We start from the raw sequence: 15,027 nt of genomic DNA, 5'->3' as shown, positions 1-15,027 counted from the left end.
TTCCAGGAGTCCGCCATGCAGCGCTTCCACTTCCCCATCGTCATCATCGACGAGGACTACCGCAGCGAGAACACCTCGGGCCTGGGCATCCGGGCGCTGGCCCAGGCCATCGAGAAGGAAGGCTTCGAGGTGCTGGGCGCCACCAGCTATGGCGACCTGAGCCAGTTCGCGCAGCAGCAAAGCCGCGCCAGCGCCTTCATCCTGTCGATCGACGACGAGGAGTTCACGCCCGGTCCCGAGCTCGACCCGGCGGTGCTGAACCTGCGCAAGTTCATCGAGGAGATCCGTTTCCGCAACGTCGACATCCCGATCTACATCTACGGCGAGACGCGCACCAGCCAGCACATCCCGAACGACATCCTGCGCGAGCTGCACGGCTTCATCCACATGTTCGAGGACACGCCGGAGTTCGTGGCCCGCCACATCATCCGCGAGGCCAAGAGCTACCTCGACGGCCTGGCGCCGCCCTTCTTCAAGCAGCTGATGGACTATGCGCAGGACGGCTCCTACAGCTGGCACTGCCCAGGTCACTCCGGCGGCGTGGCCTTCCTGAAGAGCCCGGTCGGCCAGATGTTCCACCAGTTCTTCGGCGAGAACATGCTGCGGGCGGACGTCTGCAACGCGGTCGAGGAACTCGGCCAGCTGCTCGACCACACCGGCCCGGTGGCGCAGAGCGAGCGCAACGCGGCGCGCATCTTCAACGCCGACCACTGCTTCTTCGTCACCAACGGCACCAGCACGTCCAACAAGATGGTCTGGCACCACACGGTGGCGCCGGGCGACGTGGTGGTGGTGGACCGCAACTGCCACAAGTCGATCCTGCACTCGATCATCATGACCGGCGCCATCCCCGTGTTCATGACGCCCACGCGCAACCACTACGGGATCATCGGCCCGATCCCGCAGAGCGAGTTCACGCGCGAGGTCATCGAACGCAAGATCGCCGCCAACCCGCTGCTGGCCGGCGTGGACACGACGCAGATCAAGCCGCGCATCATGACGCTCACCCAGAGCACCTACGACGGCGTGCTCTACAACACCGAGACCATCAAGGGCATGGTCGACGGCTGGATCGACACGCTGCACTTCGACGAGGCCTGGCTGCCGCACGCGGCCTTCCACAAGTTCTACGGCACCTACCACGCGATGGGCAAGGGCCGGCCGCGTCCGAAGCAGGCCATGGTCTACGCGACCCAATCGACCCACAAGCTGCTGGCCGGCCTGAGCCAGGCCTCGCAGGTGCTGGTGCAGGACGCGCAGGAGCAGAAGCTCGACCGCCACCTCTTCAACGAGGCCTACCTGATGCACACCAGCACCAGCCCGCAGTACGCCATCATCGCCAGCTGCGACGTGGCCGCCGCGATGATGGAGCCGCCCGGCGGCACCGCGCTGGTCGAGGAAAGCATCAAGGAAGCACTGGACTTCCGCCGCGCCATGCGCAAGGTCGAGGACGAGTTCGGCCACGACTGGTGGTTCAAGGTCTGGGGCCCCGAGCGCCTGGCCGAAGACGGCATCGGCCGCGCCGATGGCTGGGTCCTGCAGGCCAACGAGCAGTGGCACGGCTTCGGCGACCTGGCCCCGGGCTTCAACATGCTCGACCCGATCAAGTCGACCATCATCACGCCCGGGCTCAACATGCAGGGCGAGTTCGCCGAGAGCGGCATCCCGGCGTCCATCGTCACCAAGTTCCTGGCCGAGCACGGCGTGGTGGTCGAGAAGACCGGCCTGTACAGCTTCTTCGTGATGTTCACCATCGGCATCACCAAGGGCCGCTGGAACACGCTGCTGACCGCGCTCCAGCAGTTCAAGGACGACTACGACCGCAACCAGCCGATCTGGCGCATCCTGCCGGAGTTCGCGGCCCAGTTCCCGGTCTACGAGCGCATGGGCCTGCGCGACCTTTGCCAGGCCATCCACAAGACCTATGCCGAAGGTGACATCGCCCGCCTGACGACCGAGATGTACCTGTCGGACCTGCAACCGGCGATGAAGCCCAGCGAAGCCTATGCGCACATCGCCCACCGCAAGACCGAGCGGGTCGAGATCGACCAGCTCGAGGGCCGCATCACCACGTCGCTGTTGACGCCTTACCCGCCGGGCATCCCGCTGCTCATCCCGGGCGAGCGCTTCAACAAGAAGATCTGCGACTACCTGCGTTTCGCGCGCCAGTTCAACGACCGCTTCCCCGGTTTCCACACCGATGTGCACGGCCTGGTCGAGGAGGACCTGGGCAACGGCCATCGGCGCTACTACGTGGACTGCGTCAAGACCTGACCAGGCCTGCGGACCCGGTGAACGGACCGGATCCGGGCCCACCACGCTTCGGGGTAAGCCTGGGCTGGGTTCTATGGGGTACAGCAGGGTTACATGGCAAGATGAATGTCATGTTTTCTTCGCTGGTAAACGTTTGCTGTCTTCCGGAGCGGCCAGGCCCTGCTTCCGGCTGTGGGTTCGGGCCGCAGGGGCCCGCACGCTGGTGCGGCCATGCGGCCTGACACGATGCGCTCGCGTCCGGCCCTCACGGCCGCGGTGGCGCTCCTGAGGACCGACCTGCTGCAAGCCGGACAGCCCTGGCCCATGGGCGCCCAGGCCGTCGCCGACGGCAGCGGTCAGGCACTCAACGTGGCGGTGTGGGCACCCGATGCGACCCGGCTGGAGCTCTGCCTGTTCGACGACACCGGTCACCGCGAGCTGGCACGGCTGCCCTTGCCGTCCTGCACCGACGGCGTCTGGCACGGTCGTCTGGGCGCCGCGGCGATCGAGACCCTGCGAAGCAGCGTGTTCCAGGATGGCGATCGGTCGATCGACAGCCTCGTCTACGGTCTGCGCGCGTTCGGCCCCTGGGAGCCGGCGCGCGGTCACCGTTTCAACCCGGCCAAGGTCCTGCTGGACCCGTATGCCCGCGAGATCGTCGGCAGCTACGCCGGCGACCTGTCGCTCTACCTCGGCCATGACGCCAGCGACCCGGCGCATCCCGATCCGCGCGACAACGCCGCGGTCGCGCTGAAGGCGCGCGCGCGCCTTCAGGTTCGCAGCGACCTGACCGTCGACGCCAGCGCCGCCGCCCGCCTGGAGGGCCCGCGTGTGCCGCCCGAACTGACGGTGCTGTGCGAGCTGCACGTCAAGGGCGCCAGCCAGCGCCACGCGGGCGTGCCGACCCACCTGCGCGGCAGCTATGCCGGCCTGGCCCAGCCCGAGCTTCTGGCCCATTACCGCCGCCTGGGCGTGACGACGCTGAGCCTGCTGCCGGTGCATGCGCGGGCCGATGAGGCCCGCCTGCAGCAGCTTGGCCTGAGCAACTACTGGGGCTACAGCAGCATCGCCTTCCTGGCGCCCGAACCGCGCTACGCGGCCCGGCCCGATCTGGCCGCGAGCGAGTTCCGGGCCATGGTCGACGGCCTGCATCGCGAGGGCTTCGAGGTCGTGCTCGACGTGGTCTACAACCACAGCGCGGAGACCGACGAGCTCGGCCCGACGCTGTCGCTGCGCGGCCTGGCCAACGCCCGCTACTACCACCTCGACGACCAGACGCCGCGCCACTACCGCAACTGGAGCGGCTGCGGCAACTGCCTGAACCTGGCCGAGCCGCGCGTGGTGCAGCTGGTGCTCGATTCGCTGCGGCACTGGGTGCTGGAGCACGGCGTGGACGGCTTCCGATTCGACCTCGCGCCCATCCTGGCGCGTGGCCGCGACGGTGGCTACAGCCTCGCCAGCGGCTTCTTCGCGGCGCTGCAGGCCGACCCGGTGCTGTCGCGCGTCAAGCTGATCGCCGAGCCCTGGGACATCGGCCCCGGCGGCTACCAGCTCGGCGGCTTCCCGCCCGGCTGGCTGGAATGGAACGACCAGTTCCGCGACACCATGCGCAGCTGGTGGCTGCGCGGCGCCGGGGACCGGGGCGTGTTCGCGCACCGCTTTGCCGCGTCCAGCACGCAGTTCCACCACGACGGCCGCTCGCCGCTGGCCAGCGTCAACTTCATCACCGCGCACGACGGCTTCACGCTGCGCGACCTGGTCAGCCACAACCACAAGCACAACGAGGCCAACGGCGAGCACAACCGCGACGGCCACCACCACAACTGCAGCTGGAACTGCGGCGTCGAGGGCGAGACCGACCGTGCCGACGTGCTGGCCCTGCGCGGACGCCTGCAGCGGGCGCTGCTGGCGACGCTGCTGCTGGCCCAGGGCACGCCGATGCTGCTGGGCGGCGACGAGATCGGCCACAGCCAGCGCGGCAACAACAACGCCTATTGCCAGGACAACGAGACCACCTGGCTGGACTGGGCCGCCGCCGACACGGCGCTGGCAGCCTACGTGGCGCGGCTGCTGCGGCTGCGGCGCGAGCTGCCGTCGCTGCGCATCGCCCACTGGCTGCGCGGCGTTCCCGACGCACAGGGCCGCACCGACGTGACCTGGTGGCACCCGGAAGGCCGCTTGCTGGCCGGTGGCGACTGGGGCGACCCGAACGATCGCGCCCTGGCCATCCGACTGGACGCCGGTGGCGATGCCGCGCCGGTGCTGTTGCTGGTGAACCCGGGCAGCCGTTCGCAGCGTTTCGTGCTGCCGCCCGGACCTTGGCAGACGGCGCTGTGCAGTTGCACGCCGGACGGCACGCCCGGACCGCAGCACACCCCGCGCGTCGACCCGCTGAACGCGCCCGATGGCGCCTGCGAGGTCGAGTGCCGCTCGATGCGCGTGCTGGTCCGAGTGCCGGCCTGGCCGACGGCCTGAGCGGTCGAGCCGATCCGTCTTCCGGTCCCGCACGTTTCCCGCCCGACTCTTGCCGTTTTCAGTCCGTCCCCCCCACCCACGCAGAACACCATGAAGATCGCCCAGATCCCGACCCAACCGTTTGCCGGCCAGCGCCCCGGCACCTCCGGCCTGCGCAAGAAGGTCACGGTGTTCCAGCAGCCGCACTACCTCGAGAACTTCGTCCAGGCGCTGTTCGAGGTGCTCGAGGACCGCCGTGGCCAGACCCTGGTGCTCGGCGGTGACGGCCGCTTCCACAACCGGGTGGCCGTGCAGACCATCCTGCGCATGGCCGCCGCCCACGGCTTTGCGCGCGTGCTGGTCGGGCAGGGCGGCCTGCTGTCGACGCCGGCGGCCAGCGCCGTGATCCGCAAGCGCGGCGCCTACGGCGGCGTGGTGCTGTCGGCCAGCCACAACCCGGGCGGCCCGGACGGCGACTTCGGCATCAAATACAACATCGGCAACGGCGGCCCGGCGCCCGAGAAGATCACCGAGGCGGTCTACGCCCGCACCCAGCAGCTCACGTCCTACGCCATCGCGACCGAGGTGGACGACATCGACCTGGGCCGGCTCGGCGAACAGCGCATCGGCGACCTGGTGGTCGAGGTCATCGACCCGGTCGCCGACCATGCCGAGCTGATGCAGCAGCTGTTCGACTTCGACGCGATGCGGGCCTGGTTCGCGTCGGGCAAGCGCATGTGCTACGACGCCATGGGCGCAGCCGGCGGTCCCTATGCCAAGGCAGTGCTCGAGGGCCTGCTCGGCGCGCCGGCTGGCACCGTCATCAACGGTGAGCCGCTGGAAGACTTCGGCGGCCACCACCCGGACCCCAATCCGGCGCATGCGCAGGAACTCATCGCGATCATGTCGGGACCGGATGCGCCCGACTTTGGTGCGGCCTCCGACGGCGACGCCGACCGCAACATGATCCTGGGCCGCGACTTCGTGGTCACGCCGTCCGACAGCCTGGCCGTGCTGGCCGCCCATGCGACCCGCGTGCCGGGCTACCGCAAGGGACTGGCGGGTATCGCGCGCTCGATGCCGACCTCGCAGGCCGCCGACCGGGTCGCGCAGATGCTGGGCATCGCCTGCCACGAGACGCCGACGGGCTGGAAGTTCTTTGGCAACCTGCTGGACGCGGGCCAGGCCACGCTCTGCGGCGAGGAAAGCTACGGCACCGGCTCCAACCACGTGCGCGAGAAGGACGGCCTGTGGGCCGTGCTGTTCTGGCTGAACCTGCTGGCCTCGACCGGCCAGTCGGTCGAGCAGCTGGTGCGCGCGCACTGGGCCCGCTTCGGCCGCAACTACTACTCCCGCCACGACTGGGAGGGCGTCGCCACCGACCGCGCCGACGCGCTGATGTCCAGCCTGCGCAGCCGCCTGCCGGCGCTGGCCGGGCAGCATTTCGGCCACCTGCTGATCGAGGCGGCAGACGACTTCGCCTACACCGATCCGGTCGACGGCTCGGTGTCGAAGGCGCAGGGCCTGCGCATCCTGCTGGCCGGCGGCTCGCGCATCGTGCTGCGCCTGTCGGGCACTGGCACCGAGGGCGCCACGCTGCGGGTCTACCTGGAACGCTACGAGGCCGATCCGGCCCGTCTCGACCTGGCGCCGCAGGAGGCCCTGGCCGACCTGATCGCGCTGGCCGACCAGCTGGCCGGCATCCGCTCGCACACTGGCATGGACGCGCCGGCCGTCATCACCTGATCCCGCCGCCGCAGGCTTGGCCTGCGGCTTGCAAAACCCGGCTCCGCGCCGGGCGAGTCGCTTCCCACCCAGAACTCAACCGGAGACAACATGGACCTCACCAAGATGGCACAAACCCGCAGCCTGACCCGTCGCTCGCTGGCCCTGGTGCTGGCCGGTGGCCGTGGCTCGCGCCTCAAGGCGCTGACCGACCGCCGCGCCAAGCCGGCGGTGCACTTCGGCGGCAAGTTCCGCATCATCGACTTCGCGCTGTCGAACTGCATCAACTCGGGCATCCGCCGCATCGGCGTGATCACCCAGTACAAGTCGCACTCGCTGCTGCGCCACCTGCAGCGCGGCTGGTCCTTCATGCGCAACGAGATGAACGAGTTCGTCGACCTGCTGCCCGCCCAGCAGCGCGTCGACGAGGAAAGCTGGTATCGCGGCACCGCCGACGCGATCTACCAGAACCTCGACATCATCCGCAACTCGACCCCGCCGGACTACGTCATCGTGCTGGCCGGCGACCACATCTACAAGATGGACTACTCGCTGATGCTGGCCGATCACGCCGCCAGCGGACGTGGCGTGACGGTTGGCTGCATCGAGGTCCCGCGCGAGGAGGCCAAGGCCTTCGGCGTGATGGCGATCAACGACCAGCGCCACATCATCGACTTCGTCGAGAAGCCGGCCGAGCCGCCGCACATGCCCGGTGACGAGAACACCTCGCTGGCCAGCATGGGCATCTACATCTTCACGGCCGACTACCTCTACCAGCTGCTGGAGGACGACGCCGCCGACCCGGCCTCGGAACATGACTTCGGCAAGAACCTGATCCCGCGCGCGGTGCGCGAGAACCAGGCCATCGCGCACCCGTTCTCGATGTCGGCCATCGCCAACCCGCCGTACTCGAAGGCCTACTGGCGCGACGTCGGCACGGTCGACGCCTACTGGGCAGCCAACCTCGACCTGGCCTCGCCGACGCCCGAGCTGAACATGTACGACAAGGACTGGCCGATCTGGACCTACCAGGAACAGCTGCCGCCGGCCAAGTTCGTGCACGACTACGAGGGCCGTCGCGGCGAGGCGATCAACTCGCTGGTCTCGGGCGGCTGCATCGTCTCGGGCTCGACCATCCGCAACTCGGTGCTGTTCTCGAACGTGCTGGTGCGCTCCTACAGCGCGATCAACGAGGTCGTGATCCTTCCGGACGTGCAGATCGGCCGCAACTGCCGGCTGACGAAGTGCGTGATCGACCGGCGCTGCCACGTGCCCGACGGGCTGGTGGTCGGCGAGGACCCGGAACTCGACGCGCAGCGCTTCTTCCGCACCGAGAACGGCGTCGTGCTGGTCACGCGCGGCATGCTCGCCAAGCTCTGAGCGTCCACCTGCCCTGAAGGGCCGGCGCCGTTTGCGCGCCGGCCTTCGTCGCTTGCGGCGCGGCTTTCGCCTCGTTCACCGCACCTTCCCCTTCAGACCCGCCCCCCATGCGCATCCTGCAGACCTGTGCCGAGATCTTTCCCCTGCTCAAGACCGGAGGGCTGGCCGACGTGGCCGGCGCCCTGCCGGCGGCCCTGGCCGAGCAGGGCGGCGACGTGCGCGTGCTGCTGCCGGGCTTCCCGGCGATCCAGGCCGGGCTGGCCAACGCGGTCGACCTCGGACCGCTGCAGCCGCCCGGCGCGATCGGACTGGGTCAGGCGATCCGGCTGTTGCGCGGCACCCTGCCGGGCTGCGGCGGCGTGATCGCCTACGTGATCGACGCGCCGGGCTACTACCAGCGCGACGGCGGCCCCTACCAGGACGCCCGTGGCACGCCCTGGGGCGACAACCACCTGCGTTTCGCGTTGCTGGGCTGGACGGCAGCCCGGCTGGCCGATGGCGCCGATGCGTCCTGGTCGGCCGAGATCGTGCATGCGCATGACTGGCATGCCGCGCTGGCCGCGCCCTACCTGGCGGCGATGGGCCGCGAACAGGGTCGCCGGCTGGCGGGCACCGTCTACACGGTCCACAACCTGGCCTACCAAGGCTTCTTCGGCGCCCACCATTTCGCCGACCTCGGCCTGCCCTGGGACTTCTACGGCGTCAACGGCCTGGAGTTCCACGGCCAGATCAGCTTCATGAAGGGTGGGCTGTTCTTCTCCGAACGACTGACCACCGTCAGTCCGACCTATGCCCGCGAGATCCAGGGCGCGGAGCAGGGCTGCGGGCTGGACGGGCTGCTGCGCTCGCGCGCCAACACGCTCAGCGGCATCCTCAACGGCGTCGACGACGCGGTCTGGAACCCGGCCAGCGACCCGTTGATCCCGTCGTCCTTCAGCGCCGGCAAGCTGGCCGGCAAGGGCCGCTGCAAGGCTGAACTGCAGACCGAGCTGGGCCTGGCGGTGACGCCGGACGCGCCGCTGCTGTGCGTGGTCAGCCGCCTGACCGAGCAGAAGGGTCTGCACCTGGTGCTTCAGGCCATCGAGCACTGGGTCGGACGCGGTGCGCAGCTGGGCCTGCTGGGCAGCGGCGATGCCGGCATGGAAGCCGCCTTCCGCGACTGGGCCACCCGCGCCCCGCAGTCGGTGGCCGTGCGCATCGGCTACGACGAGACCTTCGCGCACCGGCTGATCGCCGGCTCCGACCTGATCCTCGTGCCCTCGCGCTACGAGCCCTGCGGCCTGACCCAGCTCTACGGCCTGCGCTACGGCACGCTGCCGGTCGTGCGTCGGGTCGGTGGCCTGGCCGACACGGTGAGCGACGCGCGGCTGGAGACGCTGGACGTCGACGCGACCGGCTTCGTCTTCGACGACTTCAGCGTCGCCGGCCTGACCGCCGCGACCGACCGCGCCCAGGCGCTGCACCGCCGCTCGGCCGACTGGCGCCGGGTGCAGCAGCGCGCGATGGCGCAGCGCTTCGGCTGGGCCGAGGCCGCGCAGCGCTACATGGCGCTGTATCGCGGCCTGGGCTACTGAGCCCCGCATCCATCGGGCGACGGGGCGGTCCGCCCCGGCCCGGAATCGATTGAAACCACTGACACCTCACACCCGCTGAGCACAGGAAGACCGGGATGGACCTGCAACAGTTCGAGCACCAGTACGACCACCTCGCCCGCGACGTGGCCGCCTTCAAGCGCGCCATCTCGAACAAGCTGATGTACAGCGTCGGCAAGGACCCCGTCTCGGCCCGTCCGGAGGACTGGCTGCAGGCGGTGTCCTACGCCGTGCGCGACCACCTCGTCGAGCGCTGGATGAACACCACCCGCGCGCAGTACGCGCAGGACGTCAAGCGGGTCTACTACCTCTCGATGGAGTTCCTGATCGGCCGCACCTTCAGCAATGCGCTGCTCGCGCTGGAGGTGATGCCGACGATCCAGCAGGCGCTCAGGGAACTGGATGTCCCGCTGGACGGCCTGTTCGACCTGGAGCCCGATGCCGCCCTGGGCAACGGCGGCCTGGGCCGGCTGGCGGCCTGTTTCCTCGATTCGATGGCGACGCTGGGCGTGCCGGGCTTCGGCTACGGCATCCGCTACGACTACGGCATGTTCCGCCAGATGGTGGTCGACGGCCGCCAGGTCGAGGCACCGGACTACTGGCTCAAGGCCGGCAATCCCTGGGAATTCCCGCGCGCCGAGGTGGTCTACCGGGTCCGCTTCGGCGGCCGCGTCGAGGATGGCGGCGAGGCGCCCGGCAAGGTCCGCTGGGTCGACACCGACGACGTGCTGGCGATGGCCTACGACACCATCATTCCGGGCTACGGCACCCAGGCCACCAACACGCTGCGGCTGTGGTCGGCCAAGGCGACCGAGGAGATGGACCTGCGCGCCTTCAACCAGGGCAACTACTTCGGCGCGGTGGCGAGCAAGAACCTGTCGGAGAACGTCTCGCGGGTGCTCTACCCGGACGACTCGACCCTGTCGGGCCGCGAGCTGCGCCTGCGCCAGGAATACTTCTTCGTCTCGGCCAGCGTGCAGGACCTGGTGCGCCGCTACCTGCGCACCCACACCACCTTCGACGCGCTGCCCGACAAGGTCAGCATCCACCTCAACGACACCCACCCGGTGCTGGCCATCCCCGAGCTGATGCGGGTGCTGGTCGACGAGCATGCGGTGCCGTGGACGCAGGCGTGGTCGCTGTGCCAGCGGGTGTTCTCCTACACCAACCACACGCTGATGCACGAGGCGCTGGAGACCTGGCCGATCGACCTGTTCGGCCGCGTGCTGCCGCGCCACCTGCGCATCATCTTCGACATCAACGCCGACTTCCTGGCCGCGCTGACCGACCGCCACGGCTACCAGCCCGAGCTGATGCGCAAGCTCTCGCTGATCGACGAATCGGGCGAACGCCGCGTGCGCATGGCCTACCTCGCGGTCGTCGCCAGCCACTCGGTCAACGGCGTGTCGGCGCTGCACTCGGAGCTGATGAAGGCATCGATCTTTGCCGACTTCGCCCAGCTCTGGCCCGAGCGCTTCAACAACAAGACCAATGGCGTGACCCCGCGCCGCTGGCTGGCCCAGGCCAACCCGGGTCTGGCCGACCTGATCGACCACCGCATCGGGCGCGGCTGGCGGCGTCACCTGGACGAGCTGGAAGGTCTGCGCCATGCGCTGGACATCCCCGGTTTCCTGGGCGCCTTCCGACGCGTCAAGCGGCAGAACAAGGAACGCCTGGCCCGCCTGGTGCAGAAGCAGCTGGGCGTGACGCTGAGCCCGGATGCGCTGTTCGACGTGCAGGTCAAGCGCATCCACGAGTACAAGCGCCAGCTGCTCAACGTGCTGCACGTGGTGACGCGCTACCAGGCCATCCTGGCCAACCCCGAGGCCGACTGGGTGCCACGCGTGGTGGTCTTCGCCGGCAAGGCGGCCTCGGCCTATCACATGGCCAAGCTGGTCATCAAGCTGGTCAACGACGTGGCCCGCACGGTCAACCAGGACCCGCGGGTGGGCGACCGGCTCAAGGTCGTCTTCATCCCGAACTACAGCGTCAGCCTGGCCGAGGTGATCATCCCGGCGGCCGACCTGTCCGAGCAGATATCCACCGCCGGCACCGAGGCCTCGGGCACGGGCAACATGAAGTTCGCGCTCAACGGCGCGATGACCATCGGCACGCTCGACGGCGCCAACGTCGAGATGCGCGAGCAGGTCGGCGCTGAGAACTTCTTCATCTTCGGCAACACCACCGAGCAGGTCGCGCAGATCCGCGCGCAGGGCTACCAGCCGCGCGCAATCTACGAGTCCGACGCCCGCCTGAAGGCCGCGCTGGACGCGATCCGCGAGGGCGTCTTCAGCCCCGAGGAGCCGGGCCGCTTCCAGCAGATCTACGACGTGCTGGTGAACTGGGGCGATCACTACCTGCTGCTGGCCGACTACGCCAGCTACGTCGCCACGCAGGACGCGGTCGACGCGCTCTACCGCGACCCGGAAGCCTGGGCCCGCAAGGCGGTGCTCAACGTCGCCGGCATGGGCGCCTTCTCGTCGGACCGGACCATTGCCGAGTACGCCGACCAGATCTGGCACACCCGACCGGTCGCGCTGCCGCTGCCTCACACCGTCGCGCTGGCGGTGAACGCGACGCCGCCCAGGGCCTGACGACAACAGCGGCCTGACGACACCAGCGGCTTGAGGCGGCCTGGGCGCACCAGGATCCGACCGGGCGTCAGCCCTTGTGGCGGCCAGCCCGGGCGCTGAGCGCGTTCGGGAAGTACAGCGCGGTCAGGCTGGCGGTGTGGACCGGCACGGCCGCTTCGCGCAGCGGCTGGCCGGACCCGAAGCGGCGCCAGTCGCGCAGCCAGTGGATCGCGTCGCAGGTCTCCAGCAGGCCCATGGTCTCGCGGTCGCCGATCAGGATGCCCTGCACCCGCAGGCCCAGTTCGGCGCGGGCCTGGTCGAGCCGGTCCAGCGTGGCCGGCATGCAGCCGAACTCGCCGTCGCTGACGATCAGCAGGTCGGCGCTGCGCCAGCGCGCCTGGGCGACGAGGTCGATGGCGTGCTCGATCGGCGTCTGCACGTCGGTGCCGCCGTCAAAGCCCATGCCGATGAGCGCGAGCATGGCCTCCAGCCCGGCGCGGCCGTCGTGCAGCTCGCGGGTGACCATCTCGCCCTGGCCGCCGAAGGCGATCAGCACACAGCCGCGCTGCTCGCGCTGAGACGTCCGCAAGGCTTCGAGCACGACGGCCTTGGCGATCTTCTCGGGCGCGCCCTGCATCGAGCCGGACGTGTCCACGCACAGGATCAGCGGACCGCGCTGGCGCGGTGCCTGCACGCGGCGCGCGGGCGAGGGCAGGCGCGCGCTCGGGTCCGCCACCTGCTCGACCAGCACGCCCTGGCTGTCGTAGGTCAGCAGGTTGGCTTCGGCCAGGCGGGCACGCCAGAGCCGGTGCAGGACCGGGTGGCGGATCTGCGCCGCCTCGCTGCCGAGCAGCCGGTCCAGCCGGGCAGAACGGTGGATGCCGGTCAGCTCGCCGGGGGCGCCGGGCAGCAGGGTCTCGCGGGTGCGCATCGCGCGGCGCAGGAGGCTCGCTTGTGCGTCGGTCGCCTCGGCCGGCGGCGCGGCGGGGTCGTGCTCGCTGCGGCCGAGCTGGCGGATCAGCTCGACCAGCGGCTGCAGGTGGGCCAGCAGCGCGCTCAGGCGCTGCGCCTCCTGCCACTCGCGCGAACGCAGCAGGCCCTGGATCTCGTCCCAGCGCAGGTGCGACAGGTCGCCCAGGCCTTGCAGCATGGCCAGCTCGTCTTGCAGGCCCTGGGTCTGCACGGTCCATTCGGCCTCGAAGTCGGCGGTGACGCGGGCGATGGCCGCCTCGCGGTCCAGCGCCGGCTGCAGGTCGACGATGCGGTCGAGCGACCAGAACATCGCCCGCAGCACCTGAAGCGCCAGGGCCGGCACGCCCTGGCACAGGCCGGGCAGGCCCAGCCGGTCGACGACGGCGCGCAACGGCGCGACAGCCTGGGCATCACCGAAGTCGAGCGCCGGCGGCGGCATCAAGCCTCGGTCCAGGGCCTCGATCCAGGGCCCCAGGTGGGCGATGCGCTGGCGCGTGTCGCCGGCCGAGTTGACGATGGCCGGCAACCACAGCTCGCGCGACAGCGCCTCCAGCGGCGCGTAGGGATCGTCCAGGCCGCGCATGGCGACGGCTCCCGCCGGGCGCCGCTCAGGCGCGCCGGGCCTCCGGAGCTGCGCCGAAGGCAATCGGCTGGGGCGCCGGCGTGTCCAGGCCCTCGTCGAGCGGCAGCGCCGCATAGCCGTCGCGCAGCACGAGCAGCTGGTCGCCCAGCGCAGCCAGCGCGTCGATCGTCCGACCGCGTTCGGCCAGCCAGCCTTCGGCCAGGGCCGGCGGCAGCCAGATGCGGTCTTCCAGCCGTGCAAGCAAGGCATCGCGCTCGACCCGCAGGGCCTCGTGATGACCTCGCACGCTGGCCAGCACCTAGTCGACCTGGGCGACCCGTGCGGCGATGTGGACGCGGCTGTAGCGGCGGCGCTGATGCGCCTCCAGCGCCGCGCCGACGATGCGCAACATGCCTTCGTTCGAGGTCTGGCCGCCGATCGCCTTGGCCAGCGCCAGCTTGCCGGCGCCGGCATCGAGCGTGTCCTCCGCCTCGGCGCTGCGTTCCAGGCCGAGCTGCTGGTCGAAGGCCTCGACCGCGCGGCCCAGCCAGGTCGGTGACTGCGGCGCGGCCTGCACCACCTCGTGCAGGAACCAGGCTGCCAGCGGCGCGACCTGGTCCGGCTGGTGGGCCAGCGCGTAGGGCAGCAGCCAGAGGTCCAGCTCGTCGACCGCGTCCCGGCCTTCGGTCAGCGCGGCACTGCGCAGCAGCCCGGCGATCTGGCGCCAGCGGCGGTCTGACACGCCGATGTCCCATTCGCGCAGCCGCGGACGCAACCCGGCCAGCCGGGCCAGCACCGCATCGGGGAGGGCGATGCGGGCACGGGCCTCGATCAGCGCCTTGATCTCCTCGGGCTGCCAGGGCTGAACCACGCGCGGCCGGCCGGCGGCGGCGTCCAGGCGCAGCAGCGCGGCAAAGCTGTCGTCGCTGACCGGCTCGACCGTCACGCGCACCAGGAAACGGTCGTGGAAGGCGAGCAGGGCTTCCTCGTTCGGCACCTCGTTGGTCGCGCCGACGACGCTGACCAGCGGCACCGCCAGGCGCTGCTGGCCGTTGTCGAACTCACGCTCGTTGAGCAGCGTCAGCAGTGCGTTGAGGATGGCGGAGTTGGCCTTGAACACCTCGTCGAGGAAGGCCACGCCGGCGGTCGGGAGGTAGCCCTCGGTGAGGCGCTCATAGCGGTCGTCTTCCAGGGCCTTGAGCGACAACGGGCCGAACAGCTCCTCGGGCGTCGAGAAGCGCGTCAGCAGGCGCTCGAAGTAGCGCCCGACGGCCATCACGCCGTGCAGCCGCCGGGCCAGTTCGCTCTTGGCCGTGCCGGGCGGTCCGATCAGCAGCACATGCTCGCCGGCCAGTGCCGCCAGCAGCATCAGCCGGGTGGCGATGCCGCGCTCTAGCAGTCCGGATTCCAGCGTTGCCAGATGCGCGCACAAGCGCGGTGCGAGGGTCGGATCGGTGCTCATCGGGCGATTCTGCAAGAGCAGGCCGTCGCAGCGCTTGCAGCCCATCGCCTGACC

General features: G+C 70.0%; 9 protein-coding genes. 6 read left to right on the top strand and 3 right to left on the bottom strand.

The annotated features are described in order from the left end of the window. Window positions 1-15 precede the first annotated feature (15 nt). From Q8X39_RS02835 to Q8X39_RS02810, 6 genes are all read left to right on the top strand, one after another. Complete coding sequence (locus Q8X39_RS02835) at window positions 16-2,274, top strand: arginine/lysine/ornithine decarboxylase (RefSeq protein WP_305748092.1); 2,259 nt, start codon at window positions 16-18, stop codon at window positions 2,272-2,274. 225 nt (window positions 2,275-2,499) lie between these two features. Further along, on the top strand, window positions 2,500-4,728 hold the full coding sequence (gene glgX / locus Q8X39_RS02830) for a glycogen debranching protein GlgX (protein WP_305748091.1): 2,229 nt from the start codon (window positions 2,500-2,502) through the stop codon (window positions 4,726-4,728). Between the two features lie 90 nt (window positions 4,729-4,818). Further along, window positions 4,819-6,453, top strand: coding sequence for an alpha-D-glucose phosphate-specific phosphoglucomutase (locus Q8X39_RS02825; RefSeq protein ID WP_305748090.1), 1,635 nt, complete (start codon window positions 4,819-4,821; stop codon window positions 6,451-6,453). 90 nt (window positions 6,454-6,543) lie between these two features. Beyond that, a complete protein-coding gene (gene glgC / locus Q8X39_RS02820) occupies window positions 6,544-7,812 on the top strand; it encodes a glucose-1-phosphate adenylyltransferase (protein ID WP_305748089.1) in 1,269 nt (422 codons plus the stop codon). Between the two features lie 107 nt (window positions 7,813-7,919). Further along, the gene (gene glgA, locus Q8X39_RS02815) at window positions 7,920-9,386 is read left to right on the top strand and encodes a glycogen synthase GlgA (protein ID WP_305748088.1); all 1,467 of its coding nucleotides are present in this window, start codon (window positions 7,920-7,922) and stop codon (window positions 9,384-9,386) included. 95 nt (window positions 9,387-9,481) lie between these two features. Next, a complete protein-coding gene (locus tag Q8X39_RS02810) occupies window positions 9,482-11,998 on the top strand; it encodes a glycogen/starch/alpha-glucan phosphorylase (RefSeq protein ID WP_305748087.1) in 2,517 nt (838 codons plus the stop codon). Between the two features lie 67 nt (window positions 11,999-12,065). On the opposite strand, the gene Q8X39_RS02805 is transcribed toward Q8X39_RS02810, so the two are convergent. From Q8X39_RS02805 to Q8X39_RS02795, 3 genes are read right to left on the bottom strand one after another with little or no spacing between them, the layout of a single operon-like run. After that, a complete protein-coding gene (locus tag Q8X39_RS02805; protein ID WP_305748086.1) occupies window positions 12,066-13,532 on the bottom strand; it encodes a VWA domain-containing protein in 1,467 nt (488 codons plus the stop codon). 25 nt (window positions 13,533-13,557) lie between these two features. After that, window positions 13,558-13,818, bottom strand: coding sequence for a hypothetical protein (locus tag Q8X39_RS02800; protein ID WP_305748085.1), 261 nt, complete (start codon window positions 13,816-13,818; stop codon window positions 13,558-13,560). Between the two features lie 12 nt (window positions 13,819-13,830). Continuing rightward, a complete protein-coding gene (locus Q8X39_RS02795; RefSeq protein ID WP_305748084.1) occupies window positions 13,831-14,973 on the bottom strand; it encodes an AAA family ATPase in 1,143 nt (380 codons plus the stop codon). Window positions 14,974-15,027 lie beyond the last annotated feature (54 nt).

The sequence above is a fragment of the Leptothrix discophora genome, assembly GCF_030705305.1.
GTDB classification, from domain to species: domain Bacteria; phylum Pseudomonadota; class Gammaproteobacteria; order Burkholderiales; family Burkholderiaceae_C; genus Sphaerotilus; species Sphaerotilus discophorus.
Note: the sequence above shows the minus strand (reverse complement) of the source record. Positions and strands in the feature narration are given on the sequence as shown.

What these genes read in the sequence shown, in the direction of transcription:
- Q8X39_RS02835 (WP_305748092.1), top strand. Translation starts at nt 16, where the DNA reads ATGCAGCGCTTCCACTTCCCCATCGTCATCATCGACGAGGACTACCGC.
- glgX (WP_305748091.1), top strand. Translation starts at nt 2,500, where the DNA reads ATGCGCTCGCGTCCGGCCCTCACGGCCGCGGTGGCGCTCCTGAGGACC.
- Q8X39_RS02825 (WP_305748090.1), top strand. Translation starts at nt 4,819, where the DNA reads ATGAAGATCGCCCAGATCCCGACCCAACCGTTTGCCGGCCAGCGCCCC.
- glgC (WP_305748089.1), top strand. Translation starts at nt 6,544, where the DNA reads ATGGACCTCACCAAGATGGCACAAACCCGCAGCCTGACCCGTCGCTCG.
- glgA (WP_305748088.1), top strand. Translation starts at nt 7,920, where the DNA reads ATGCGCATCCTGCAGACCTGTGCCGAGATCTTTCCCCTGCTCAAGACC.
- Q8X39_RS02810 (WP_305748087.1), top strand. Translation starts at nt 9,482, where the DNA reads ATGGACCTGCAACAGTTCGAGCACCAGTACGACCACCTCGCCCGCGAC.
- Q8X39_RS02805 (WP_305748086.1), bottom strand. Translation starts at nt 13,532, where the DNA reads ATGCGCGGCCTGGACGATCCCTACGCGCCGCTGGAGGCGCTGTCGCGC.
- Q8X39_RS02795 (WP_305748084.1), bottom strand. Translation starts at nt 14,973, where the DNA reads ATGAGCACCGATCCGACCCTCGCACCGCGCTTGTGCGCGCATCTGGCA.